Raw genomic sequence first — 23,448 nt, 5'->3', positions numbered from 1 at the left:
GGCGACGTTAAGCACTTGATCCGGGGGATCAATTTTAGTCTGGCCGGGCTGTGTAGGGGATTTCTGACGCTGGTTGCGGGAGCAGGATTTGGCCTTTGCCGAACGTCCGCGAAGTTGACTTTCTAACGATACAACTTTGCGCAGTTCTTAACTTCATGAGGATAAGTTGAAGAGTTTGGTTCACTAAAAGAAGACGGACGAGTCGACCAATAAAGGGTCGCCCAAACCTCCACCAAAGCGTAGGTTTGCACTTTTGGGATGTTAAAATAACGTGCAAAATCAACAGGCACGACAAATAATTCACCCAATTGTGCACATGTTTTGACCTAACCAAAGATGCGACGGTACGAGAGGAGCAAGGTGTCGTGCGGCGTTAAGCATCGGATTGCCTAACCTTAAAGTAGTTTGGCGTCGCTACCCGAAGCAAACTAAACCCTGAGCAGCCTGTTAATCAAAGCGCTCAAGTTCCATTTGCTAACACTGCTAAAGTTTCGAGCAACTCTAGCAGTGAAAATTAGTTCAACTGTGACAGTGATGACGGTCAAAGCTGCCAAATAAACACCGGTACAGCGTGCAAAGAGACCAACACCCAACCGTAGAGTTCTTGGCACCTGAAACAAAGGTAGATCGCCGGCTACCAACATTCATTCGATATGAACGGTCACCTGAGAAGACCGTTTGAGCAATTAAATCAGAAGGGATAACACATGAGGTTGCCGAACTTGGGTGCAGCACAAAGTGTAATTTTGGCGAGCCTGCTGTCTTTGTGTGCAACGCCATCTATGTCGCAGAATGACTGGGACCGCTCGGTTTTGCCGATCCCTTTAACTAAATTCAACGGTCATATCGGCCTAAGAACTGGCGATTCCAGTCTGGACTTTCCGAGGCAAGTCGTCGCCCCGGAAGGTGCGCCCAACATTCTTCTAATTATGCCCGATGACGTTGGGTTCGGGGCACCCACAGCATTTGGCGGACCTGTCCCAACAGAAGCATATGATCGACTAGCCGAAGACGGACTACGTTTCATCCAGATGCATACAACCGCACTATGCTCGCCAACCCGGGCTGCGTTGATATCGGGGCGCAATCACCATTCGAACGCGACCGGTGTAATAATGGAAATCGGCACCGGCTTCCCAGGCTACAACTCCCTCATGCCTAAGGAAAACGGAACTATTGCAGAAATTCTCAAGGGAAACGGCTACAATACCGCATGGTACGGTAAGAACCACAATGTTCCTGATTGGCAGTCGAGCCAAGTCGGACCTTTTGATCTGTGGCCGACCGGCTTGGGCTTTGAACAATTCTTCGGTTTCATTGGTGGCGATACGAGCCAGTTCACCCCTGCTATTTTCGATGGAACCAAACCGATCGAACCGCCCAACACTGAAGACTATCACCTAGACGTAGACATGGCGGATCGGGCTATCAACTATATTCGCGAACAACATGCACTTGCGCCGGACAAACCGTTTTTCGTTTACTATGCGCCCGGCACTTCGCACGCACCACACCACGCTCCAAAGGAATGGATCGAAAAATTCAAAGGACAATTCGATCAAGGTTGGGACAAGGTCCGTGAAGAGTCGTTCGCCAGGCAGAAAGAACTGGGAATAATCCCTAAAGATACCATGCTAACTCCGAGACCTGAGCAACTGCGTGCTTGGGATTCACTGAACGACCAACAAAAAGAACTCTACGCACGAATGATGGAGGTCTACGCTGGCGCTCTTGCCCATATGGACCATCAAATTAACCGGATCATCGACGCTGTTGAAGAGACCGGTGAACTGGATAACACCCTCATTATCTACTTGATGGGCGACAACGGAGCGAGCGCCGAAGGCAGTCCGGATGGCCTGTTGAATGAAATGACTTTCTTCAACAACATCGCTGTACCTTTCGAAGATACATACGCGAGAATGGATGAGCTGGGAGGGCCAAATACCTTTGGTCACTTCCCTTCAGCTTGGGCGCACGCCATGAACACGCCATTCCAATGGACCAAACAAGTTGCCAGCCATTTCGGAGGCACACGTAACGGAATGATCATTCGCTGGCCAGCGGGGATAGAAGCCAGAGGCGAAGTGCGAAGGCAGTTCCACCATGTAATCGACATCATGCCGACAATCCTTGAAGCGGTAGGGATCCCAGCGCCGACATCAATAAACGGCGTCGCGCAATCTGAAATTGAAGGCACCAGCATGGTTTACGCTTTCGATAATGCCGACGCCCCATCAACTCGTCGCACTCAGTATTTTGAGATGATGGGCAACCGCGCGATTTACAGCGACGGGTGGGTAGCCACCACTACCCCGCCGGAAGCTCCCTGGATTAGCGTCACCCAGAAAAGCGACGTGATCAATGATTGGGTGTGGGAACTTTATAATGTCCAAGAGGACTTCTCGCAGGCCAACAACTTAGCTAACGAAAACCCCGAGAAATTGGCCGAGTTGCAGATCTTATTCTATGGTGAAGCCGCCAAATACAATGTCCTTCCAATCGACAACGACAAGGTCGACAGGCTGGACGTAGCGCTCCGTCCAAGCCTGACGCAAGGTCGTTCGAAGTTCACATATTTCGACAACATGCGACGTATCCCGGAAGGCACTGCACCCGACTTCAAGAACAAGTCACATACGATCACTGCGCATGTTGATATTGGCGAGGGTGAGACTGACGGAATGCTCGTCACACAAGGTGGACGATTTGGAGGATGGGCGCTCTATGTGTTGGGAGGAAAGCCAATCTACACCTACAATGTCGCCAACCTTGAGCGGTACAACATAGTGGGAGATGTCCTTACGCCGGGCGAGCATATTATTCGCTACGAGTTCGAATACGACGGTGGAGGTGTCGGCCTTGGCGGGACAGGAAAACTCTTTGTAGACGATACACTTGTGGGTGAGGGCCGGGTCGAACGGACAATGGGCTACCGGATATCTCTCGACGAGACCTTCGATATTGGCTCCGACGCAGGAGAACCAGTGAGCGAAGACTATCATGTGCCATTCGACTTCCCAGGAGTTTTGAAGAAAGTCGAAGTTGAATTGGACCCATAAGAGGAAACCATAACTTGCGAGCGACCAGCGTCCCTAAGGTCCTAACAAAACCTTCGCTCGAAAACGTGGAAATGGAGGCCCTAAATGAAGCTCAGTTTTGCCACCGCAATTTCAATCACAACGCTGGTCGCCGCGACGACCTCAGCCTCTGCGCAAGACCTCTTGCCACCCGCTGATTTAGTCGATGAGCCAAAGGCTGAATACTCACCTTATGTCGACGACCATTTTCCTAACCGTGTTCTTTTCGGTGATACGCACTTGCATTCCTCGTGGTCTGCAGACTCAGGTATGGCAGGCGGGGTGTTGGATCAGGATGCCGGGTATCGCGTATCACGTGGCGAAGAGGTGACAAGCGCGCTCGGTTGGAGGGTAAAACTGATCCGCCCTCTCGACTTTGTAGTGATGGCCGATCATGCCGAGAACCTCGGCCTGGCAGATTTTATTCGTCGCTCGGACCCGCTAATTCTGGCCAACGAGACCGGTAAACGCTGGCATGATATGGTTAAATCTGGGAACGGATATGAAGCGTTTCTAGAGTGGCTGCGCGCTAATGATACCGACTTGATCAACGAGCCAAAACTGCTCGCAACGGCATGGGATAGTGCAACAACCAACGCTGACGAATACTACCAGCCTGGAACATTCACCACATTTCATGGCTTCGAATGGACGTCTCACCCCGGCGGCAACAACATGCATCGCGTTGTGATCTTCCGTGATGGCAAAGATCGCACTTCCCAAGTGTTTCCATTTTCGCAATACGACTCCACCGATCCCGAAGATTTATGGGACTACATGGCGGCTTATGAAGAGAAAACCGGTGGTCAGGTCCTTGCGATCCCGCACAACGGTAATTTGTCGAATGGGCTTATGTTCGCATTAGAGACCATTGACGGGTCAAATCTGTCAGGGGAACCAATCGACGCGAACTACGCGGCCAAGCGCATTCGTTGGGAGCCTTTGGCGGAAGTTACCCAACAAAAAGGTGATGGTGAGGCCCACCCGCTTTTGTCCCCAGACGATGCGTTTGCCGACTTTGAGACGATCGACGCTGGCAATCTAAACGGTCAGGGCGCAAAGACGCCTGAAATGCTCCCTGCTGAATACGCTCGCGAGGCCTTGAAGACCGGCCTCTTGGCAGAGGCAAACCTTGGCGTTAACCCCTTCAAATTCGGAATGATCGGTTCAACAGACAATCATACTGCCCTGCCCACTTCGCGCGAAGAGAACAATTTTTCAAAAGCTTCATTCGTAGAGCCCGCTCCTGACCGTGCTTTCCACCCGCTTGTTGCAGCCGACGACCCCGCACTGTCTATCATGGAAGCCGACGTCGGTGCTTCGGGTCTTGCAGCTGTTTGGGCAAGGGAAAATACCCGCGAGTCAATCTGGGACGCTATGGCTCGGAAGGAAACTTATGCAACTTCCGGAACGCGCCTTTCTGTTCGAGTTTTCGCGGGCTGGGATTTCAACGCTGAAGAGGTGTCGCGTCCTGACTTTGCCCGTACCGGCTATGCCCGAGGGGTGCCGATGGGTGGCGACCTGACCGACGCGCCAGATGGCGGCTCTCCGACACTGATGATCCGTGCTCTGCGTGATCCCGACGGTGCCAATCTTGATCGCATTCAGATCGTGAAAGGCTGGTTGAACGACGACGGCACGACTTCAGAGAAAATCTTTGACGTAGCCTGCGGTGATCGGGCTGTCGTCGATCACGCCTGTGATGGAGATGTCGGCAACACTGTCAATGTAGCGGATTCCTCTTACACCAACACGATAGGTGAGCCGTTATTAACCGGTTACTGGATTGACCCGGAATTTGATCCAGAAAAGCGAGCATTTTACTATGTTCGTGTGATAGAAATTCCGACGCCTCGGTGGACAGCTTACGACGCGAAGTTCTTCAATGTCCAAATGCCGGAAGGCACTCGGATGCAATTGCAGGACCGCGCTTACACTTCCCCCATTTGGTATACGCCAAAATAGGTGTTTTGCTAAAACTCAAAAAGGAATGCGGTTCACGCACGTTCATCCTGTGGTTTCTTTCGCACGGGATAGCGGCACATAGTGGAACAAAACTGTTTTAGCATCACAGAGGCTCGCTGAGACTAACGCGGTGGCACCAAAATCTTCCCAACGATATAGTATGAAAGACCAACCGCGCCTCAATGACTAGGCCATGAATTGAAACAGCATGCTTATGCAGCATAACTCTTACTTGTTGTTAGCCTCGTTGCTACTCATGATCGTGATGTCTCCACTGCTGGAGAGTTTTGTCCTTGGGCAAAGAGTTCTGGATGTGATTTTTTGCCTAGTGCTAACGAGCGCTGTTCTTTCTTTGGCAGTTCGTCCCACAGTACAAATGGCAGCAATAGCGGCAGCTTTGGCAACTCTACTCGTTCGTTTAACTGGCGCATTAGATTTCGGAGACGCTTGGTTCATAGTAGGGTATATTTTGTCCCTATTATTGTTGGTACTTGCGTTCATCAGTTTGATGAAAGCCATTATTGCAGCCGACTATATTAACCTGAAAGTCATTACCGATGCTGTGTCCTGCTATCTTTTGATCGGCATTGCCTGGGCACTGATTTTTTCAATAATACATACAGTTTTGCCACATGCTCTAGATTTTGGAGAGCCTAACGGATCTGAAAAGTGGAGTAGTTACATATATTTAAGCTTTATGACACTCACAACCCTCGGTTATGGAGACATAACCTCCAACAACGCGGTTGTTCAAATCTGGTCAATCTTAGAAGCGGTTGTAGGAGTTCTTTTCCAAGCAATACTAATCGCGAGACTTGTCAGCCTATATGGGACTCACACTAAGTAGCTCGAATAACTATCAAAGCAGCATGATTAGTGTTCCAAGAGCCGTTAAAAGTACATTGGCAAGCGCGTAAGTTCCTGCATAGCCAAGGGATGGAACGGAACTCTTCGCCGCTTGTTGAACAATCCCGAGAGCTGGTGTGCTTGTCATTGCACCAGTGAGAGCCCCTAAAAGTAAGGCTGGATTCATGTTCAGAACAATCCGCCCAAATGCATATCCAGCCAATAGTGGGATGCACGTCACGACAACACCACAAAGAAATAGTTTCGGCCCGACTGCACCAAGAGCTTCGATTATGCCACCGCCGGCATTTAGGCCAACGCCAACCATAAAAAACAGCAACCCTAGCTCCATAAGAATAAAGCGCGCCGCAGCTGGCATACGACCAAACGTTGGGCGGTTGGCCCTGAGAAAGCCAACTGCGATCCCTGAAACAAGTAGACCGCCGGCATTACCTATTCCTACGTCAATTCCACCAATTCTTACTGTTATCTGACCAATAAACAGCCCTACGACTATTCCGGCTGCAAATGTCAACAAGTCGGTTTCCACTGCGGCCCGCTCTTCTACCCCCAATATCGAAACTAACTGCTGCAAAGCGGCACGCTCGCCGGTCAAATACATCACGTCGCCACGTTGGACCCTTGTCGAAGGTGACAGCGGCATTTCTATTTGCGAGCGTGTCAATCGCGTCAGTCGGCACCCATGCTCTTGTTGGATTGCAAGCTGCCCGATCGTTTGACCGACTGCGAAGCTGGAATTGACAACCACTTCAACAACGTCGACCACAGCGTCTACCAAGTCTTCGTCTAGCACTTCGCGGCCGAGCTTCATTTCCTCCCGAATTTTCTCATGTAGTTTCGGCGAGCAAAAAAATGCGAGTTTGTCACCAGGCTCAAGAGTTGTGTCTGGCGACACGTCGATTATGTCGTTGCCGCGCTTTAACTTATAGATGGCGCCATAGTCTTGATATTGAGACAAAAAATCGGATGATGCTTGAGCTACGGTTTTCTTTTCGTAATCGACAGATGGAACCTCGTAAGCCCGTAAAATTGGGCGCTCGGCCTCCTTTGCTGAATCCTCAGCAACAAAGCCGCGTTCCTTCGCAAAATCTTGCGCCTTTTCAACCAGATCAATTTTAAGCAGGCTTGGTAATAGCTTAACAAGCAGCAAAAGACCCACGGTACCAAAGATATATGTAATCGCGTATCCTACACTGATGCTTTCGATTATCGCCTCAGAAGTTGAACCGGCCGGAATTGGAACCAACCCGGCTTCTACAGCGTTCTGCGCCCCTACAAGTGTAGGAGTACTCGTCAATGCCCCTGCCATCAAACCAGCGGCAAGCGCGTTTTCCAAGTCGACCACAAGCGCCAGTCCAACCACTAATGCAAAAGAGCCCAGTGACATAAATAGTGCGATGGTCAAATAGCTGAGGCCATCTTGGCGCAACACGTTAATAATTTGAGGACCCGCTTGCCATCCAACCGAGTAGATGAACAAAGTAAACCCGATTGATTGGACGATCGGATCAATTTGAAATCCAAAATGACCGAAAACCAAAGCGCACAGCAAAACACCGCCGGTAATCCCTATCTCGAATTGACCAATTTTGACGTTGCCTATCACGTAACCGATGGCAATGATCGTAAAAACGACCAACACCGAGTTGGCTGAGAAAAGCTGAAAGAAATCGATAGTCATCTCTGCCCCGCTGTAGAGGGTATCGTTGTTCTCGCCTTTGGTTGCTTTACCGGCTGGAAAGATAACCCCAATTAGTTACGTTGCTGGCTCCTTCACACGATAGTAAATCGAGTAGAAGACCGGAATCATTATCATCGTGAACACCGTCCCAAAGGCCAATCCGACGGCCATCGTCGTTGCCATGGCGACCCAGAAGATATCCTGCATCAATGGAAGAACCCCAAGAATCGTTGTACCTGCGCCAAGCAAAACCGGGCTTAGTCGAGAAACAGCAGCATTCATTACCGAGTCATACTGTTCCATACCTTGCGATTTATTCAGATTGATTTCGTCTAACAACACAATCGCATTTTTTATCATCAACCCGATGAGGCTCATGGCCCCAAGCAACGCCATGAAAGAAAAGGGTTGCAGGAATGTTAGCAAACCAACGGTAATACCGATTATCGCCAGCGGGACGACCGAGAAGATCACAAAAACTGGTCGAATAGCGTTGAAGAGCACCACAATCAAAAACACGATAATTATGATAGCGGGCGCCGCACCGGGCTGAAGCGAAGTTTGACTGTCCACTGTCCCGAAGTATTCTCCACGCCATTCCAACTGATAACCGGGAGGCAAGGGTATAGCCTCGAACTCCTCACGGACACTTTCGAACAACGTTGGAAATGTAACTTCGTCAGGGCTGGCCTGAATAGTTACAGCGCGCTTGCGATTCCAGCGCACAATAATTGGGTCTTCCAGCTCAACTTTGATGTCTTCTGTTACCGCAGAGAGCGGCAAGTTCTTTACAGACAGGGCTGGAACGACCTGCAAAAGCTCAAAGTCTTCGGCAGTTCGTTGCCTTTCATCGTCGACACGTCGAACAATAATTGGCAAGAGATCTTCGTTTTGGCGATAGAGTCCGACGGGCAAACCGTCAAATGCCGCGCGAGACGCATTCGCGATATCAGCGCGAGAAGTTGCGGTCCAAACACCCGTAACCTGATCAAACTCAGGAACAATCTTTGGAACTCGATTGCGCATGTCGGTCCGGATGTCCTTTGCGTTGGGCGACTTTTGAAGTATCTCCACCCCCTGCCGCGCAAGATCCCTCAACACTTCCGGGTCTGCATTTGCCGGGCCCGAGAACCTTGCCTCGAACGGCCAGGTAAAACCGGGACCTGCTGTGAACTTTCGAACTCGGACCATTGCCTCAGGCAGGTTATCCACAACCCAAGGCTCTAGTTCTTCGACAAGGCTATAAACACTGTCTAGATCGGTCGTGTTAATAATGACTTGTGCGTAGCTTTCGTAAGGAAATTCTGGATCAACGGGAAGATAGAATCTGGGGCCTCCGGAACCTACAAACGTGGAAACTCCGGAAACACGCTCATCTCCCTCTAGGTGATCTTCCACCCTTTTTGCCAGAGCCGAAGTTTGTTGAATGCGCGTACCTTCAGGTGCCCAGATATCGACCATAAACTGCTGCCGCGTCGCATCAGTGAAGAAGAGTCGATCTACGAACTGGAACCCGTAAAGCGCGGATCCGAACACTGCCAGCATAACAATTACGGTAAGCCAGCGCACTCTGATGCATGTAGACAAGACCGCGCGGAACATCGTGAAAACAACGCCTGCATATGGATCTCGTGATGAGTCTCGGTCAGCTTCCGAGATCTTGATAAGATCAACACACATCAATGGCGTGATTGTCATGGCAATAAGCCAACTTAGCAGCAGCGAAACCCCTACCACCACAAATAGTGAACCGGCATACTCGCCTGCATCTGCGGTTGCTGCGAAGATTGGGTAGAAAGCCATCATTGCGATAACTGTCGCGCCCAGAAGAGCCCAACTCGGTTGGGCAGCGGCTTCAATGGCAGCCGCTTTGCGATCCATTCCTTTCTTCAAACGGACAGCCATACCATCTGCAACTACAATGGCGTTATCGACCATCATTCCCAGAGCAATAACCAGCGCACCTAGAGAAACCCTTTGAAGATCAATTTGCAGTATAGACATTACAATGAAGGTGCCGAGGATCGTCAGGATAAGCGCACCGCCTATTACCAGCCCCATACGCCAACCCATGGCCAGAGCAACAACGACTAGGACGATAAGAACCGCTTCGCCCAAGTTTATCATGAAGGCGTTTATGGCTTCCGTCACGAGATCGCTCTGCCAAGCGATTTTGTGCATTTCAATTCCCAAGGGAAGGTTGGCCTCGACAATGGCCAAAGCCGCATCCAAATTTCGTCCCGTGTCTACAATATTGCCGCCAGTCACATTGGCTATTGATATCCCAATTGCGGATTGGCCATTGAATCGCATGACATTGATGGGTGGTTCCAGGTAACCTTGTCTGACATCTACAACGTCCTTGATTGCGATTGTTTCAGCACTGCGGTCTCTGGGGCGAGTTGCCTCATCAGCAAAATCCGCGGGAATATCCAGAGCTTTGTCCAGCAAGCTTGTACGGACTCGTAAGTTCCCGATATCTTCCGGGCTTTTAAATTCTCCAGTCGGCGCAATTCGAAGGCGCATATCGCCAAGCTCTAGTTGCCCCGCATTAACGACCTGGTTCTGCAGTGCCAGCGTTGCAACAAAGTCTTCCGTCGTTACCCCGAGATCCAGAAGCTTTTGTTCCGAAGCATCAAGGTAAATAACCTTTGGCTGCACTCCCCAAGTTTCGACACGTGCAACTCCTTGAACAAGCGCCAGCTCTTTGCGGATCGCCTTTACGTATTCTTCCAGTTGCGCGTAGGAGAAACCGTCGCCCGTTATCGCAAGAACGAACCCATACACAAAACTGAAGTCGTCGATAACGTTTGGGGTCATGGCTCCTGGCGGAAGCTGACCATGGACATCCCGAACCTTGCTACGCATCTTGTCCCAAACTTGGGGCAAGCGGTCCGCCCAATACTCCTGTTTGATTTCGACCTTTACAATTGAAAGTCCAGCTTTTGAGTAAGACGTAAGAAAACGAAGTTCCGGGAGTTCTTGAATCGCAGATTCTATGAGGTCAGTAACCTCTAGCTCAACTTCTTCAGGGCTTGCACCAGGATATTGAGTAATCACGATCGCGGTTTTGACTGTAAAATCGGGATCTTCGAGTTGGCCAAGACGGAAATAGCTAAAAGTTCCGATGACCAAGATAAGGAACAGCGTAAAATACGTTACAACTCGGTTCTCAATGGATATCTGCGGAAGTGACATGGCTGCCTCCAGAATTTAAGGCGCTTCGACCCGGACCTTTTGGCCCTCGGTTATGACATTGACACCTGCAGTGACGATACGATCCCCCGCATCAAGCCCTTGAACAACTAATCCCCTCCCCCCGATAGAAATTACTTCAACAGATTTTGGAGAAACTGTGTTTGACGCTTCATCAATAAGCCAAACGAAAGTGTTTCCCGCGTTTTCCCCGTCAGGCGAAAACACAGCTGCGCTGGGAATCTCAACACCGGTCTTCGCCCAGTTCTCGGGCAGTCGTACACGAGCAGTCGCTTTACCGGCCATCCCGGGTTGGATTTTGGCTTCGTCAGGTTGATCCATTACAATTGTAACTGGATACGTACGAGTGCTGAGCGACGCCTCAGAACCTATCCTGGAAATTTCTGCAGGAACTTCTAAATTCGGTAGGCTTGAAAAAGTAACGCTGATTTCTTCCACGAAAGGAGCCAGCCCTATAAGAGCTTCTGGAACGCCGATTTCCATTTCGATCTGGGAAGTATCCAGGATGCGCATTACCGGTTGTTTCGCGACAACGTTCTGAAAGTTGTCCGCAAAAACCTCCGACACAATCCCATCGAAAGGTGCTTTCAGTTCCGTATAGTTTAGGTTGAGACGAGCAGCGTCCAGCAAACCTTCAGTCGCTTCAATTTTTGCCTTGGCTGCATCGACAACCATAATTTGGTCGTCGACGTTGGCCTGAGAAACAAAATCATTTTCGAGCAGTTTTTCTCTGCGCTCCAATTCTGTGGTTGCGTTGGACAATGCCGCTTGAAGAGAAGCTTGTTCCCCTTCAATTGTGCGAATCCGAGCTACATAAGGCTCCGGGTCCAAAGAACCGAGAATTTCCCCTGATCTGACAGTCGATCCCACATCGACCGGTCTGGTAATCATTCGCCCCGATACTTCGAAAGACAGGTTCACTTCCCGTACAGCTTCGGCTCGACCAGGATAGCTGTCAGTCCGAAACCTTTCTGTGTCACCCACGATCATCGACAAAACCGGTCGAGCAGGTTTTTCTGTCGCTTCGGCACTATCCTCTTCAAAGCACCCTGCAAGTGCACCTACAAAACAAATCGTCATCCAAAACTTGGCGTGTTGTTTAAAGCAAGTTTTTTCCATTTGTTTTACTCTCACTGAATTGGACAGGTTGGATGACCGCGCTGTTTGGCTTTCCGTTCGTTACTCAGACTTCATCGTAGGCGCTTAACTTTTCTACACAAAACACTAATTCAAACCTTAGAATAAAAAGTGCTTTTAGTGAACGCCCTACCGAATCGGTCATCTAACAGGCAGCTACGTAACTAGTGTCAGCAGTCTCATTTTTTGGTCGGCGCAGAAGAACTTTCCTGAACACCCGACGGAACAGGGAGGCGGATTCTAAGGCTTTTCACTTGGGCCCTCTTTTTTGCGTTGTAGTAAGTCCTTTTGTCAGACGCTCGTTTCGATCATTGGAACTGCATATTTAGTGCAAAAAACACTTGTCGTTTTGGTTGTCCTGGCCCGCTATCGGCAACTGACCATTGAGGTTCAACGAACACGTTGAATACAGTTTTTCCGTTTACCCAGACCTTTCCGACCCGGAGGCCTAACGGTACAGAATAATCACCGTTTTCCAGATTTGCTGTCCAAATTGGAGCCCCGCCTGTGTACCAGCCGTCGCCAAGTTGGCGGAACAGAATAGGTTGCAATGCGGCGGTGTTTACGCGTTCCCGGTCGTTCGTGCTACCCACGCCGCTTCGCCAAATTAGCAAGTACCCATACTGCCAAATTGCCGATTTTGCGTTGAAGTAGATATTAGCCAAACCCAACTGCCATTGGTCGCTGCCCAAACGGTCATCGGAGGCGGTTGGAGCCACAATAGAAGGGCCAATTGCAAAGCTTACTCCCGGTTTTTGTAAGTCGATCTGATAGGCGGCGAAGATGTCAAAATCCCCCACTCCATCTACCGTTGACCCACCATCGCCGACAGGAAAGCTGTTGAACGGCAAAGACGCGCGGATCAGCCAGTTTGTTTCCCCTAGCTGGACCGGTTGGGCGTAGCGAAGAATGAACGAATTTGCATCGTTTTCGCTAGGGCCAGTCAACTCATCGACATAATAGTTCTGCAAGTTGAAAGCCGTGAAATTTGCCAGAGGGTTATTGGCCTGCGCCGCAGCGTCTGCGCTGTCTTGTGCATAAACTTGGCTACTGAAAAGAGTAACCTTAGCCGCCAATATTGCTAAGACACAGAGCACACGCCGCAATCTTCCCTCGCCAATTTGCATTCGGTCCGCCTACCAAGCCCCGTGTTTAGGAAAACATGCTTGCATTGAAAGGCGATCGTTAGGGGGAATTTCGACATCCCAAAAGTGCAAAATATGTGTCACAGACCAAAGAATTTGCCCTAATAACTGACTGTTACGTGTCAAAGAAATATTGTTATGTCATATTTTCTGAATGTGTTATTCGGAATAGATGGGGGACAAAGAACTATACAAAAACTTGTCGGTTGAACGGACATTCACAACCACGTCTGACGTCGGGCAGTTGCAGGACGCATCCGTCGGTTGGGATCAAGAGTACTACCAAATGACTGCTGGTCCTTTGGAGAGCAGTCTTGACTTACTTCAAGTTGGTCAAAAACAGATTGCTCGGGAGAAATGGAATCGAAAAATAGTGTACCGCGGCACAGGTATGCCCGATTGTTTTTCGGCAGCGCTGGTTTTGGAACAAGCTGAACCCGCAGTTTTTTTTGGAGAAAAAATCGAAACAGGTTCGATTGTTGTTCAGCCTCCCAATCGAGAAGCCGAGCTTATTGGCAGTACAAACTGGGATGGGGTAAATCTGGCCGTTCCCTTTTCGGAAGCGCGGTCTCTGGCGCTCAATCTCACCGGGGATGAGCTCGACTTTGAAGACATACCTCCAGTCAGTAGTCTAACTCAGCAGGCGAGTAAAAGGCTGGGACTCGCGGCTCAAGATTTGTTGCACCGTTCGAAGCAAGCAAATGAATTTGAGATCGAACACCTGCTTGACCAATTTACAAAGTTATTCTTGTGGGAGTTGATTAGCTCGCAGGCTTCGAAATTTGCTTCCCCACAATCGTGCCGCTCCGCGGCAATCGTTAGTCGCGCTTGCGATATCGCATATTCGGACGATGTCTGCTCCGTGGGTCTGGTCGAGTTATGCAGTGAAATCGGAGTAAGCCTTCGGACTTTACACTACGCGTTCCGAGATTGCATCGGTATATCCCCCGCAACCTGGTTGCGACGCATACGCCTTAACAAAGTCCACAAAACACTTAGTGCTTCCAGTGTTGGGGAAGTTCAAATCAAAGGTGTTGCGATTGAAAACGGTTTTTTTCATCAAGGTCATTTTGCTCAACAATACAAACGGGTGTTCGGATGTCTACCGGAAGAAACACTTGGCCGACACTAACATGTTTCGTGGCGCAAAGCTCGCAGCCCAAGAATAGAGATCGGTGGCTCTAGCCGGCCGAAAGCGCGTCATGTACCCAAATTCAGTTGGATATCGCCTCGTCAACGACAGCGATGGTACCACTGGCGGTAATAACCACGGCTTCAGCGCGACCTGAAACCTTAGCGCCTTTATCGCCTGCCAGTATTCTGTCCCCAATCAGGCGCACAACCTCGGGAGCGTCAGCAAACTTTGAATGGTGTACAGTGGTCGTGTCTTGCACCTGGGACAGGTCAATCACGTTCAAACCAAGCTCGGAAATCAGTGTAGCATCTAGCTGTCCCACTCTCGGGTTTCTTGCAATCAAGCTTGAAACCGCAAGAGCTTGGTCATTTTCGGATGTCAGCACATAGAACCTCCGTTTGTCCTTGGGGATCGCTGATAACTGAGCAATGAATAAGTCTATGTCTATGTCGGGCGACGCAAGAATAACACTTCTGAGTTTACCGCTGACATTGAAAAGCCCGCGATTTGCGATGCCGCGAGCGGCTTCCATGGCAACAAGGTTACCCATCGAGTGGGCTACGATATCTATTGTTTCTACAGGACTGTCTTTGAGTAGCCCAGGAACCTCCTCAAGCTGATCCCGTGCAATGAGTGCACTGTTGATGTCGTAGACGTAGGCACCCAAACGAGCCTGAGAGGCCCAAGAGTATAAGATGGGCACTCCGCTATACCCCGTGTCTTCCAGAAACTGAGCAAACCGCAAAACTGCATCAGTCAGATTTGTGTTGTAACCATGTATCCATAGCAGAGAGGCACGTTCTCCCTTTGGCAAAGCCAAAACACTGTTCTCTACCGTACCTACAAACTTGCTATCGTTGTCAAATATTTGCGGGTTCGTGATAACGAAATGCTTATCGGGATCTGGCGAGCTGCCTCTCGGCCTTTCGATATTGCCCGTCTTGTGGTTTGGCGGGATTACAACATCTACAGCCGCAAAGTTAAGACGATTGGCGCGACGACCTGAAAAAAACTCAGTCGCCACCGTTGAAGGTTCGCGAACAGTAGCAATAAAGATCCTATGACCTCTTTCATCGATTTCTGCTTTGGATAAAGCTCTTGTTGGTTTGAGGCCGACTAAGTTCCTTTTGGAACTGCACCCGGTCGCGACAAAAACGCTCCCTGAAAATACGAAGTGCCGCCGCGACTGATCTATGGTCTTTTTGACGCTCAACTTCACAAACCCTTTTTCCACGAATATCGCCGTCAAAGGCATCGTAGCCAGAGCACATTACACATAAGTGGAATATAAATATCGGACAAATAGGCGGGCCGCAATTTTCCCTGTATCTCAAGGCTTCCACCCGAAAGGCCGAAAAATCAATTCTGCTCTAGCAGCACCATTCAGTAACTGTCTCAAAGATAAAATGACTTATCCAAGACAAAGGGCTAAGGAACCGGAACATCTTTGCGGATTGCTGCCGAGTAACCCTCGTCTAGTCCGTTTGCTAGTGCGTTAGCTGTGATATCTCCAAGACTATACAACTGCTGAATATCAATCTCAGTATTGGTCAGTCCTTGCTCGTACAGGTAGTCAGGAAAATAGCCATTAATTACAACGCGATAGTCGACAGGAACGCTAATGCCAACATGTCGTGCGATTAAAATTGCTGATCGGGAGCAATTGGTGAAAACTGAGTTGAACCAGCGGGGTCGCTCGGCGATTTCATTTGCAGCTTCTACATAGGCGCTGATCAGTTTGATACGCTCTTCTAATTCACCACGCAGCCTGAACAGATGTACTTTCTCTTTTCGAACATTAGAGCGAAGCCCGACGACATCACGCTCCTCCGCCGCTATCATTACAATAGGATGCGCTTTGAAAAAGTCGGCCACGGGAGAGAAAGACTCTCCGACCTGTCGGCGTACTTCGATCGACCACGTCAAATACCTGCCATCAGAAAAGCCGAAGCTTAGCATAAGGTGCGCCATTTCTGGCCCACCCCAATACGACATGAAGAGGTCCACACTTTCAATTTGAGACAGATCGTATTCTCTAGTAATCCACTTCTCTTCGAAAGTATCAGCCGACTGCCATTCAAATGCACGAACGTCATTCAGAGTTAGTGTGTTGCCGCTTATTTCACCTGTGACTGTCCGTACAACATCAGGCGACCAATTTCCGTCCGAAGGTGGGGTTAGTGAGTTCCACCATATTAGTATTGCTGCGAGATATACTGCGAATCCAGACAACCATCGCCATCTACTTCTTCGAAAAATTGAAACTAGCGTTCCGAGGCCAACGACGATAAAGGAAACAATCGCAATTAACCGGATCAATTCTGGGACTGAAAATTTGAACCATAGGGCCAAAGTGCCCCATACTGTTGAGTAAGCGACAACTAGAAACAATAAAGGAAAGCAAAGAGCATTCAGCACTGTGCGCATAGCGTATCCCACCATTCAATTGAGCCTTAAACAACCGTAAAAACGGCTAGAGTCGACTAGCGAGACCAAAAACCAAGGTGAGCATCAGAAAAAGGACCTGTGCCTCATACCTCTGGGTCAGTTCGTTCGAAGGGCAGACTGTCGTCAGCACCGCGCCTGTAAGAGCCGACCGCATTAAAGTGATTTCTCGCTGGACGTTATCAAACATCCGTTTAGTTGTTTTTTAGTTTCATATTTCGCCGCTTAGCGCAAATTGGCCCGCATTTGTCATAAGACAATATCCGGCCCCCGCTCCTTCCCCCCGGTCTTGCGGGAGAAGGCCCTTCGCTTTCAGGTTCGTATCTGCGCGATGCCTTTTATCGGAGGCCAGCCGCTTCCCCGCAGGCTTCTCACCTGCCCCGCTCTGACCGCGCACGGTCTCGGCGATCCCCGGTTCGACGAGCGTCTGAAGACGACCGTCGACCGGTGGGTTCCGTAGTCGCGTTTCTGCACCGGGCCAGAAGGAGCCGCGTCGGTGCGGGATGGGGTAGTCCCCGAACCATAGTTCACAATTGGAGGCCGGTCGTGAACGTACCGTGGTCACCGCTTTTTTTGATCGTTCACCAGGGAAAGCAGCAAGAATAAACCGGGCGCAACGGAGACGGGGAGACCCATCCCAACCCGGAAAGTCGGATTTTACGCTCTTGCTGACTAAGTGTATTGATCTCTATTTTTTGGGGATTCTTGTGTTTCGCGCGGCCGCAAGTTGTACAAGTCGTAGCTGGTGTGACGCGCGACAGCCCTCCAATATCGAAGGCCGCTCGACACAGAACCTAGCCAAATTGTTCTCTTCCTGTTCTTTTGTTGATGTGCAACCTTGGAAGGGGTCGCCGTGTCTCAATCAGCGCTTTCTGAGCAATCAGTACCGCCTTGTTGCACGTAAGCTTTTGGACGCGCGATCAGACCCTAGAGTGTGCCAAACGGAGAATAACATGAGCGCTAACGCGGACAGCGGTCTGAAGGACAATCGAGACGTTGCACATACTGAAGTTGACTATTCCGTCTATCCGCACATGGATGGGATCAAGTGCTCGATGTCATGGAAGCTCGGCAGTTATGGCGAACGCGGTGCTCTATCTGATGACATGATCGGGAGCTTGGCTGAACGGTTTGGCCTGCCAACTAAGCTCGTACGCGAACTCTCTGTGCTTCTTGGGAACTGCCTCAATAACGACGACGACATCGCAATCAACCTGACTGAGGTCCGTCGCTCGCAAGCGATTGTACGAGGTCAAAAGCACCTCAAGACACTCCTGCGGGAAGCCAAGCAGGGCACAATTACTACACAAGAACTCCGGAACGCATTGGGCTCGCTGTCGACTTATTTCGTATCGACGCCAGAAGATGCAGACCTTCTTCCTCAAGTCCTCGACAAGCTTGAGACCGCAACGACACTTACTCAAGATGTCATAGATGACATTCGGCACATCCTTGTGACCCCCGGCGCAGTTGCAGAGATGTCGCCCCGGGACAAGCGGTTCTCGCGCGACAAACGCCGTCAGTACATCGTCGAGAGCTGCTGTTACATCTGGAAAGATGCCGGTCGCCCCCTAACCTATACGACATACTCAGACGGTCGCCCCGGAGGACAACGGCAAGGTCCGCTCGTCAACTTTATCCAGGCTGTCGTGAAGATGATCACCGAGCCGGGGCAAATCCTGAGCGGTGAGACGATCCGCGTGGACATTGACGGTTTTCGCGACAAGCTTGAGCGCGAAGAGCAAGAGCGTTAGGCGCCGCCGGAATTGGGCAATCAATACACTTAGAATCAGCAAGCCCGCGTTGTCATGGTCATGGCATGACACGCGTTCCTGCCACACGCCCTTCTGACGACTACGCGCGCAAGCAGGTTGAGACAGCGATTGACCAGTTGGTCCGATTGCTGGCTGCCCAGGCAGTACGGGAACTGGACCGGGACGCCTCTGACCAAAAGGAGGCGCATCAGTATGCCACAGATCAATGCGAAGAAGAGCCCACCCCGCAAGCTTCTGACGGTGAAAGACGTTGCTGAACTGGACAATTGCTCGGAGAAGACGGTGCGCCGTGCGATTGCGGCTGGCCTGCTTGAGGTTATTCGGGTCGGCCCTGGCGGACGCCTCATCCGCATTGATCCGGCAGCTCATGCCGCCTACCGGCAGGCACAGTGCTGGTAGGTAATCGAGACCATTAATGTACATTAATGTCAATGAGTTATGGCATTTTCGGGAAGAGGGCCTGCCCGTAAGTTTCTAACTTTCTGTGCTACGCTTTTCCCGAATCGGACCCCCTGTCCACACCCGTCCGCCCGAGACCTGACATGTCCAAAGGACCGCAAACCCGATGACTAGCCAGAGCCCCGTTCCATTGACATTGGCCTTCGTCAAAGCCGACACACCGATGTTCGCCGAGCTCATCGACCAACTGCACTCCGACAGCTCTCTGTCGGACGAACGCCGTCGCGACATGATCTCCGGTCTGCGCCGCGTGGCCAAAGCCCTTGGGCTGCCGCCAGAGGATGTGCCCTGCGACAGTCGCTGGTTGCAGCCCCGTCTGTCCAAAGTCACACCGGCAGCACTCGGTCTTACACCGAAGAGTTGGCAAAACGCGGTGAGTGATGCGCGTGCCGCCCTCGCGCATTTCGGGCTGGTGGAACACCGCTTCAACCGGATCGATGATCTGTCTCCCGATTGGCACTCGCTCTGGACAGCTGTACTTGCGTCCGGGGACAAGACATTGCAACCCGCGCTCTGCCGCTTCGTACACTTTCTAAACCGGCAGGGCGTCAAACCTGCCACTGTGTGTGAAGAGCATGCTCAAGCCTATCGCGTAGCCCTTGAGCACAACGAGATCAGCAAATCTCCTGATGTTGCACATCGTGCCGCTGTCAACGGCTGGAACCTGGCGGCTCGACGTATTTCACAATGGCCCAACGTCACTTTGCCTCTGGAATCGCGTCGGAAGGTCATCACTTTTCCGGTGACTGATTTTCCGGCGCCTTTCCAAACCGATCTTGCAAAGCTGATGCATCGTCTGTCCAATCCAGACCCGCTGGCAGATGACGGACAGAACAGAGCACTACGACCCGCGACCCTGTCCCAATACCAAAGGCAGTTGGTTCGGTTCGCCTCCGAACTCATTCACTCTGGTATCCCGATCGCGGAGATTGGCGGATTGGACGTCCTGATTAATCCGGCGATGGCTGAACGGGGTTTGCGCCAGATGTTATCGCGCACCAACAACCAGACCACAAAGATGATCAGCGAGATTGCCGCGTTACTCCGCAATCTGGCCCGGTTACTAAATGCACCCGAAGACACCCGGGAATTACTGGCTGGGCTTGCAGCGCGTCTGGCGGTCAAACCCCAGAATGGCATGACCCAAAAGAACCGAAGCAGACTTCGAATGTTGCAAGAGGACCGGCATCAGCAGCGCCTGCTACTCCTGCCCGAACGGATTTTCGCGCGACCACGCGGCACCTCCAAGCCGTACGGATGGGCTCTGGCGCGCGAAGATGCGCTCGCAATCGCCATCCTGCTGGTCTGCCCCGTCCGTGTGAAGAATCTGGCTGGCATCCACATTGAACGCCACCTGCACCGCCCTGGTGATGGCCGAGCCTACCTGGTTCTGGAAGACGGTGAGACCAAAAATGAACGACCTGTCGAGTTCGAGATTCCGCGTGATGTATTGCGCATGATCGACAGCCATCTCAAATCTCGTTGCCCGGAACTCTGCCCCGCTGGAACGCCTTGGCTGTTTCCCCGCAGGGATGGTCAACATTCTGTTGATCCCGGCGTTCTGTCTGGGCGCATCTCCAAACGGATCCGGAAAGAAACGGGGTTGGAGATGAACGCCCACCTGTTTCGGCATTTCGCGGTGATGAACTGGCTCGACGCCAATCCCGGCGGCTACGAGGTTGCGCGTCGGTTGCTCGGACATTCGGAGGTCAGCCACACCATCAACATGTACTCCGGTCTTGAGGCACGTTCGGCAACCCGCGCCTTTGCTGACCTGATAGACGCCAAGAAAGGGCGTCGCTGATGAGCCTTGTTCTGCCGCTCGACGAATGGCCCGCGCAAGACCGGGATATGTGGCTCAGCCTTCAGGCGGAAGGTGGACCACTCGACGATTGCGGTGCCCTCGCTCATCTACGCGCAACCTCGTTGAAGACGTTAGAGTTGCGCTATGCCCGATGGTTGCAATGGCTGATTACCAGCGACGCGGAGGCGATCACACTGCCTCCGGCTCGACGCGGGACCCTGCCGCGCCTTTCCGCTTGGCTTCGGGACCTCTCACACACTCGGCCGATGACTCGGTTGATGTTCATTGATGGCGTGTTGCGTATCCTCTCCGTGGCTGACCCGACGCAGGACTGGTCCGCTCAGCGGAAGTTAAAAGCGGGATTGAAGCGCGCCGCGGGTCGAGGTGATCGGGACCGTAAACTTGGGCGTGTGTTGTCCAGCGAAGTTCTATTCCGTGCAGGGCTGTCTCTGGCGACGGGTCATGCAGAAGCTGCGTCAACACCGCTAAGCAGTATGATGTGCCTGCGGGATGGCACCATGATAGCGATGTTGGCCCTGATGCCGATGCGGCGACGCGCCTTCGCGGGCCTTCGGATTGGCATATCCCTGTATGTCGCAGCAGACACGATGACCGTCGCGCTCCCCGGGGATCTCACCAAATCGGGGCATCCCTGGGAAGCTGATGTTCCACCGAGCGTTGAACCGCTCTTGCGCCGTTACATCAACGAAGCCCGTTCCTTTATTATGGAGCGTGGCCAACAGCATCACAATGTCCTGTGGGTTGGCCGGTCTGGTGCTCCTTTGAAGAAAGACGCGCTGAGCCCTCGGATCGCGGAGCAGACACTGAAGCTGACGGGTCGCCGTATTCCACCGCATTTCTTTCGGGATGCTGCCGCGACAACCCTGGCCCGCTCTTCTCCAGAACATGCCAAGCTAATTCGACCAATTCTTGCGCATACGAGCTTCGGAACCGCCGAGCGCCACTACATCCACGCACAGACAATTGAAGCGGGCCGCGACTACGCGGCTTTGATCAACCAGAAGAGAAAGGCCCGGCGATGACCCGCGTTGCAATCTATGCCCGTTTCTCCAGCCAAATGCAGAGAGACGCATCCATCGACGACCAAATGCGACTGTGCCGGGAACGTGCTGAGCGGGAAGGTTGGACTGTTGTTGACGCCTATTCTGATCGTGCGGTCTCCGGCGCCTCCATGTTGCGCCCCGGTCTGCAAGCGCTGTTTCATGCTACACAGGAAGGACAAGTTGATCTGATTTTGGTGGAAGCGCTGGACCGGCTGAGCCGAGACCAGGCGGATATCGCCGCGATCTTCAAACGGCTAAGCTTTGCAGGGGTTTGCATCGTGACGCTGGCTGAGGGCGAGATCAGCGAATTACACGTAGGTCTCAAAGGCACCATGAACCAACTGTTCCTCAAAGACCGGGCCGACAAAACCCGGCGTGGTTTGCGCGGGCGTGTCGAGCTTGGCCGTTCCGGCGGTGGTAACAGCTACGGTTATGATGTCGTCCGGCGTCTCGGGCCCGACGGCCAACCCGTCACGGGGGAACGAGTGATCAACGCAGCAGAAGCTGAGATCGTCCGGCGGGTGTTACATGACTTCACCGAAGGGCACTCCCCGAAAGCCATTGCGCGCCGCCTGAACACCGAGGGTGTCCCAGGCCCTCGAGGAAAATTATGGCGTGACACGGCCATCCGGGGGCACCGCACTCGTGGAACAGGCCTTCTCAACAATGAGCTCTACATCGGCCGCCTGGTCTGGAACCGGCTGCGCTACATCAAGGACCCTGAGACCGGCAGACGTGTTTCTCGTCTCAACGATCCGTCCAAATGGATCATCGCGGAGGTCCCTGAGCTGCGGATCGTCGGGGAAGAACTTTGGGAGGCGGTCAAGCAGCGGCAAGGCGAGATCGAAGCTGATCCCCGCGTCAAAGCCATCAAGGAAACCCGGTTTTGGGAGAAGCGTCGCAAGAAGCACCTTCTGACAGGTCTTGCATTCTGCGGCACCTGCGGAGGACCACTCACCACTGTCGGGCGCGACTATCTCGCCTGCTCTGCTGCGCGCAAACTCGATACCTGCACGCACAGGCAATCCATTCGCCGCCATGTTCTGGAAGACGCCGTTTTGGATTTGCTTCGCCAACGTCTGATGCAGCCCGACGCAGTGGCCGCTTTTATAAAGTCCTTCAGCGAAGCCGCCAACGCAGAAGCAGGCACAGCAGAGGTAGCCCGGACCCGTCTGCAATCCGAGCGGGACAAAGCGGCGCGCAAGCTGAATGGGTTCTATGATGCAATCGCAGAGGGCATTCGCACCCCCGGCCTTCAAACGCGGCTCGAAGAGCTCGAAGCGCAGATTGCCGATCTTGAGGCGAAGCTCTCCGCACCTGAACCTTCGCCGGTGCGACTGCAGCCGAACCTGTCCGAACTCTATCGCTCCAAGGTCGCCGATCTGGCACAGGCACTATCTGACCCGTCGATACGCACCGGGGCTTTGGAGATCATCCGGGGCTTGATCGAACGTGTCACGGTCGAGCACACCAACGAGAGCGTTCAGATCGAACTAGAGGGTGCCCTGGCAGCAATGATTGGGTTGGCCCAAAATGAACAAAGCCGCCCTGAGGCGGCTTGTTCGAGACTCTGTTCGACCCAAGTGGTTGCGGGAGCAGGATTTGAACCTGCGACCTTCAGGTTATGAGCCTGACGAGCTACCGGGCTGCTCCATCCCGCGTCAGAGTCAGATTT

At 52.0% G+C, this 23,448-nt stretch carries 15 protein-coding genes and 1 tRNA gene; 9 read left to right on the top strand and 7 right to left on the bottom strand.

All coding sequences use genetic code 11. The features are described from left to right. Window positions 1–782 precede the first annotated feature (782 nt). From ACR0CA_RS20020 to ACR0CA_RS20010, 3 genes are all read left to right on the top strand, one after another. Window positions 783–3,062: an arylsulfatase gene (locus ACR0CA_RS20020; RefSeq protein ID WP_480900930.1), complete on the top strand. Its 2,280-nt coding sequence runs from the start codon at window positions 783–785 to the stop codon at window positions 3,060–3,062. Window positions 3,063–3,146: 84 nt separating this feature from the next. After that, a complete protein-coding gene (locus ACR0CA_RS20015) occupies window positions 3,147–5,045 on the top strand; it encodes a DUF3604 domain-containing protein (protein WP_480900928.1) in 1,899 nt (632 codons plus the stop codon). A gap of 214 nt (window positions 5,046–5,259) precedes the next feature. Next, complete coding sequence (locus ACR0CA_RS20010) at window positions 5,260–5,892, top strand: potassium channel family protein (protein ID WP_170787517.1); 633 nt, start codon at window positions 5,260–5,262, stop codon at window positions 5,890–5,892. A 12-nt stretch (window positions 5,893–5,904) separates the two neighbouring features. Here the strand turns inward: ACR0CA_RS20010 and ACR0CA_RS20005 are convergent, their stop codons facing one another. From ACR0CA_RS20005 to ACR0CA_RS19990, 4 genes are all read right to left on the bottom strand, one after another. Then, window positions 5,905–7,593 carry an aspartate:alanine exchanger family transporter gene (locus tag ACR0CA_RS20005; RefSeq protein WP_170791765.1) on the bottom strand — a complete coding sequence of 563 codons (1,689 nt, stop codon included), beginning with the start codon at window positions 7,591–7,593 and terminating at the stop codon, window positions 5,905–5,907. A 75-nt stretch (window positions 7,594–7,668) separates the two neighbouring features. Continuing rightward, complete coding sequence (locus ACR0CA_RS20000; RefSeq protein ID WP_480900926.1) at window positions 7,669–10,791, bottom strand: efflux RND transporter permease subunit; 3,123 nt, start codon at window positions 10,789–10,791, stop codon at window positions 7,669–7,671. A 15-nt stretch (window positions 10,792–10,806) separates the two neighbouring features. Further along, a complete protein-coding gene (locus ACR0CA_RS19995; protein ID WP_170355512.1) occupies window positions 10,807–11,928 on the bottom strand; it encodes an efflux RND transporter periplasmic adaptor subunit in 1,122 nt (373 codons plus the stop codon). A 326-nt stretch (window positions 11,929–12,254) separates the two neighbouring features. Next, window positions 12,255–13,073 (bottom strand): hypothetical protein, encoded by an 819-nt coding sequence (locus tag ACR0CA_RS19990; protein ID WP_480900924.1) that lies wholly within the window; start codon window positions 13,071–13,073, stop codon window positions 12,255–12,257. A 190-nt stretch (window positions 13,074–13,263) separates the two neighbouring features. Here ACR0CA_RS19990 and ACR0CA_RS19985 point away from each other — a divergent pair, with 190 nt between their 5' ends. After that, window positions 13,264–14,223, top strand: coding sequence for an AraC family transcriptional regulator (locus ACR0CA_RS19985; RefSeq protein ID WP_480900922.1), 960 nt, complete (start codon window positions 13,264–13,266; stop codon window positions 14,221–14,223). A gap of 82 nt (window positions 14,224–14,305) precedes the next feature. On the opposite strand, the gene ACR0CA_RS19980 is transcribed toward ACR0CA_RS19985, so the two are convergent. Both ACR0CA_RS19980 and ACR0CA_RS19975 read right to left on the bottom strand, forming a co-directional pair. Further along, window positions 14,306–15,475 carry an alpha/beta hydrolase gene (locus ACR0CA_RS19980; RefSeq protein ID WP_480537342.1) on the bottom strand — a complete coding sequence of 390 codons (1,170 nt, stop codon included), beginning with the start codon at window positions 15,473–15,475 and terminating at the stop codon, window positions 14,306–14,308. Between the two features lie 179 nt (window positions 15,476–15,654). Further along, window positions 15,655–16,653, bottom strand: coding sequence for an Lnb N-terminal periplasmic domain-containing protein (locus tag ACR0CA_RS19975; RefSeq protein WP_170355516.1), 999 nt, complete (start codon window positions 16,651–16,653; stop codon window positions 15,655–15,657). A gap of 971 nt (window positions 16,654–17,624) precedes the next feature. Between ACR0CA_RS19975 and ACR0CA_RS19970 the strand changes: the two genes are divergently transcribed. The 5 genes from ACR0CA_RS19970 (at window position 17,625) to ACR0CA_RS19950 (ending at window position 23,401) form a co-directional block, all read left to right on the top strand. Continuing rightward, on the top strand, window positions 17,625–18,425 hold the full coding sequence (locus ACR0CA_RS19970) for a hypothetical protein (RefSeq protein ID WP_480900920.1): 801 nt from the start codon (window positions 17,625–17,627) through the stop codon (window positions 18,423–18,425). Between the two features lie 213 nt (window positions 18,426–18,638). After that, complete coding sequence (locus tag ACR0CA_RS19965) at window positions 18,639–18,845, top strand: helix-turn-helix domain-containing protein (protein ID WP_170355518.1); 207 nt, start codon at window positions 18,639–18,641, stop codon at window positions 18,843–18,845. A gap of 166 nt (window positions 18,846–19,011) precedes the next feature. Beyond that, entirely contained in the window at window positions 19,012–20,709 is a 1,698-nt protein-coding gene (locus tag ACR0CA_RS19960) for a hypothetical protein (RefSeq protein ID WP_480900918.1), read from the top strand. Then, on the top strand, window positions 20,709–21,752 hold the full coding sequence (locus tag ACR0CA_RS19955) for a tyrosine-type recombinase/integrase (RefSeq protein WP_480900916.1): 1,044 nt from the start codon (window positions 20,709–20,711) through the stop codon (window positions 21,750–21,752). Before ACR0CA_RS19960 ends, ACR0CA_RS19955 begins: the two co-directional genes overlap by 1 nt. Then, window positions 21,749–23,401, top strand: coding sequence for a recombinase family protein (locus ACR0CA_RS19950; RefSeq protein WP_480900932.1), 1,653 nt, complete (start codon window positions 21,749–21,751; stop codon window positions 23,399–23,401). The genes ACR0CA_RS19955 and ACR0CA_RS19950 overlap by 4 nt, the downstream gene beginning before the upstream one ends. On the opposite strand, the gene ACR0CA_RS19945 is transcribed toward ACR0CA_RS19950, so the two are convergent. Then, window positions 23,358–23,434: transfer RNA gene (locus ACR0CA_RS19945), tRNA-Met, on the bottom strand. The genes ACR0CA_RS19950 and ACR0CA_RS19945 overlap by 44 nt on opposite strands. Between the last annotated feature and the right edge of the window lie 14 nt (window positions 23,435–23,448).

This window comes from Ruegeria sp. F12 (assembly GCF_056533885.1).
The sequence above is the reverse complement of the archived record's forward strand: the minus strand, read 5'-3'. Positions and strand labels throughout refer to the sequence as shown.

Coding starts and splice junctions, on each gene's coding strand:
- ACR0CA_RS20010 (WP_170787517.1), top strand. CDS start 5,260: ATGCAGCATAACTCTTACTTGTTGTTAGCCTCGTTGCTACTCATGATC.
- ACR0CA_RS20020 (WP_480900930.1), top strand. CDS start 783: ATGTCGCAGAATGACTGGGACCGCTCGGTTTTGCCGATCCCTTTAACT.
- ACR0CA_RS19990 (WP_480900924.1), bottom strand. CDS start 13,073: ATGCAAATTGGCGAGGGAAGATTGCGGCGTGTGCTCTGTGTCTTAGCA.
- ACR0CA_RS19950 (WP_480900932.1), top strand. CDS start 21,749: ATGACCCGCGTTGCAATCTATGCCCGTTTCTCCAGCCAAATGCAGAGA.
- ACR0CA_RS19985 (WP_480900922.1), top strand. CDS start 13,264: ATGGGGGACAAAGAACTATACAAAAACTTGTCGGTTGAACGGACATTC.
- ACR0CA_RS19960 (WP_480900918.1), top strand. CDS start 19,012: ATGACTAGCCAGAGCCCCGTTCCATTGACATTGGCCTTCGTCAAAGCC.
- ACR0CA_RS19970 (WP_480900920.1), top strand. CDS start 17,625: ATGAGCGCTAACGCGGACAGCGGTCTGAAGGACAATCGAGACGTTGCA.
- ACR0CA_RS19995 (WP_170355512.1), bottom strand. CDS start 11,928: ATGGAAAAAACTTGCTTTAAACAACACGCCAAGTTTTGGATGACGATT.
- ACR0CA_RS19975 (WP_170355516.1), bottom strand. CDS start 16,653: ATGCGCACAGTGCTGAATGCTCTTTGCTTTCCTTTATTGTTTCTAGTT.
- ACR0CA_RS20005 (WP_170791765.1), bottom strand. CDS start 7,593: ATGACTATCGATTTCTTTCAGCTTTTCTCAGCCAACTCGGTGTTGGTC.
- ACR0CA_RS19965 (WP_170355518.1), top strand. CDS start 18,639: ATGCCACAGATCAATGCGAAGAAGAGCCCACCCCGCAAGCTTCTGACG.
- ACR0CA_RS20015 (WP_480900928.1), top strand. CDS start 3,147: ATGAAGCTCAGTTTTGCCACCGCAATTTCAATCACAACGCTGGTCGCC.
- ACR0CA_RS19955 (WP_480900916.1), top strand. CDS start 20,709: ATGAGCCTTGTTCTGCCGCTCGACGAATGGCCCGCGCAAGACCGGGAT.
- ACR0CA_RS20000 (WP_480900926.1), bottom strand. CDS start 10,791: ATGTCACTTCCGCAGATATCCATTGAGAACCGAGTTGTAACGTATTTT.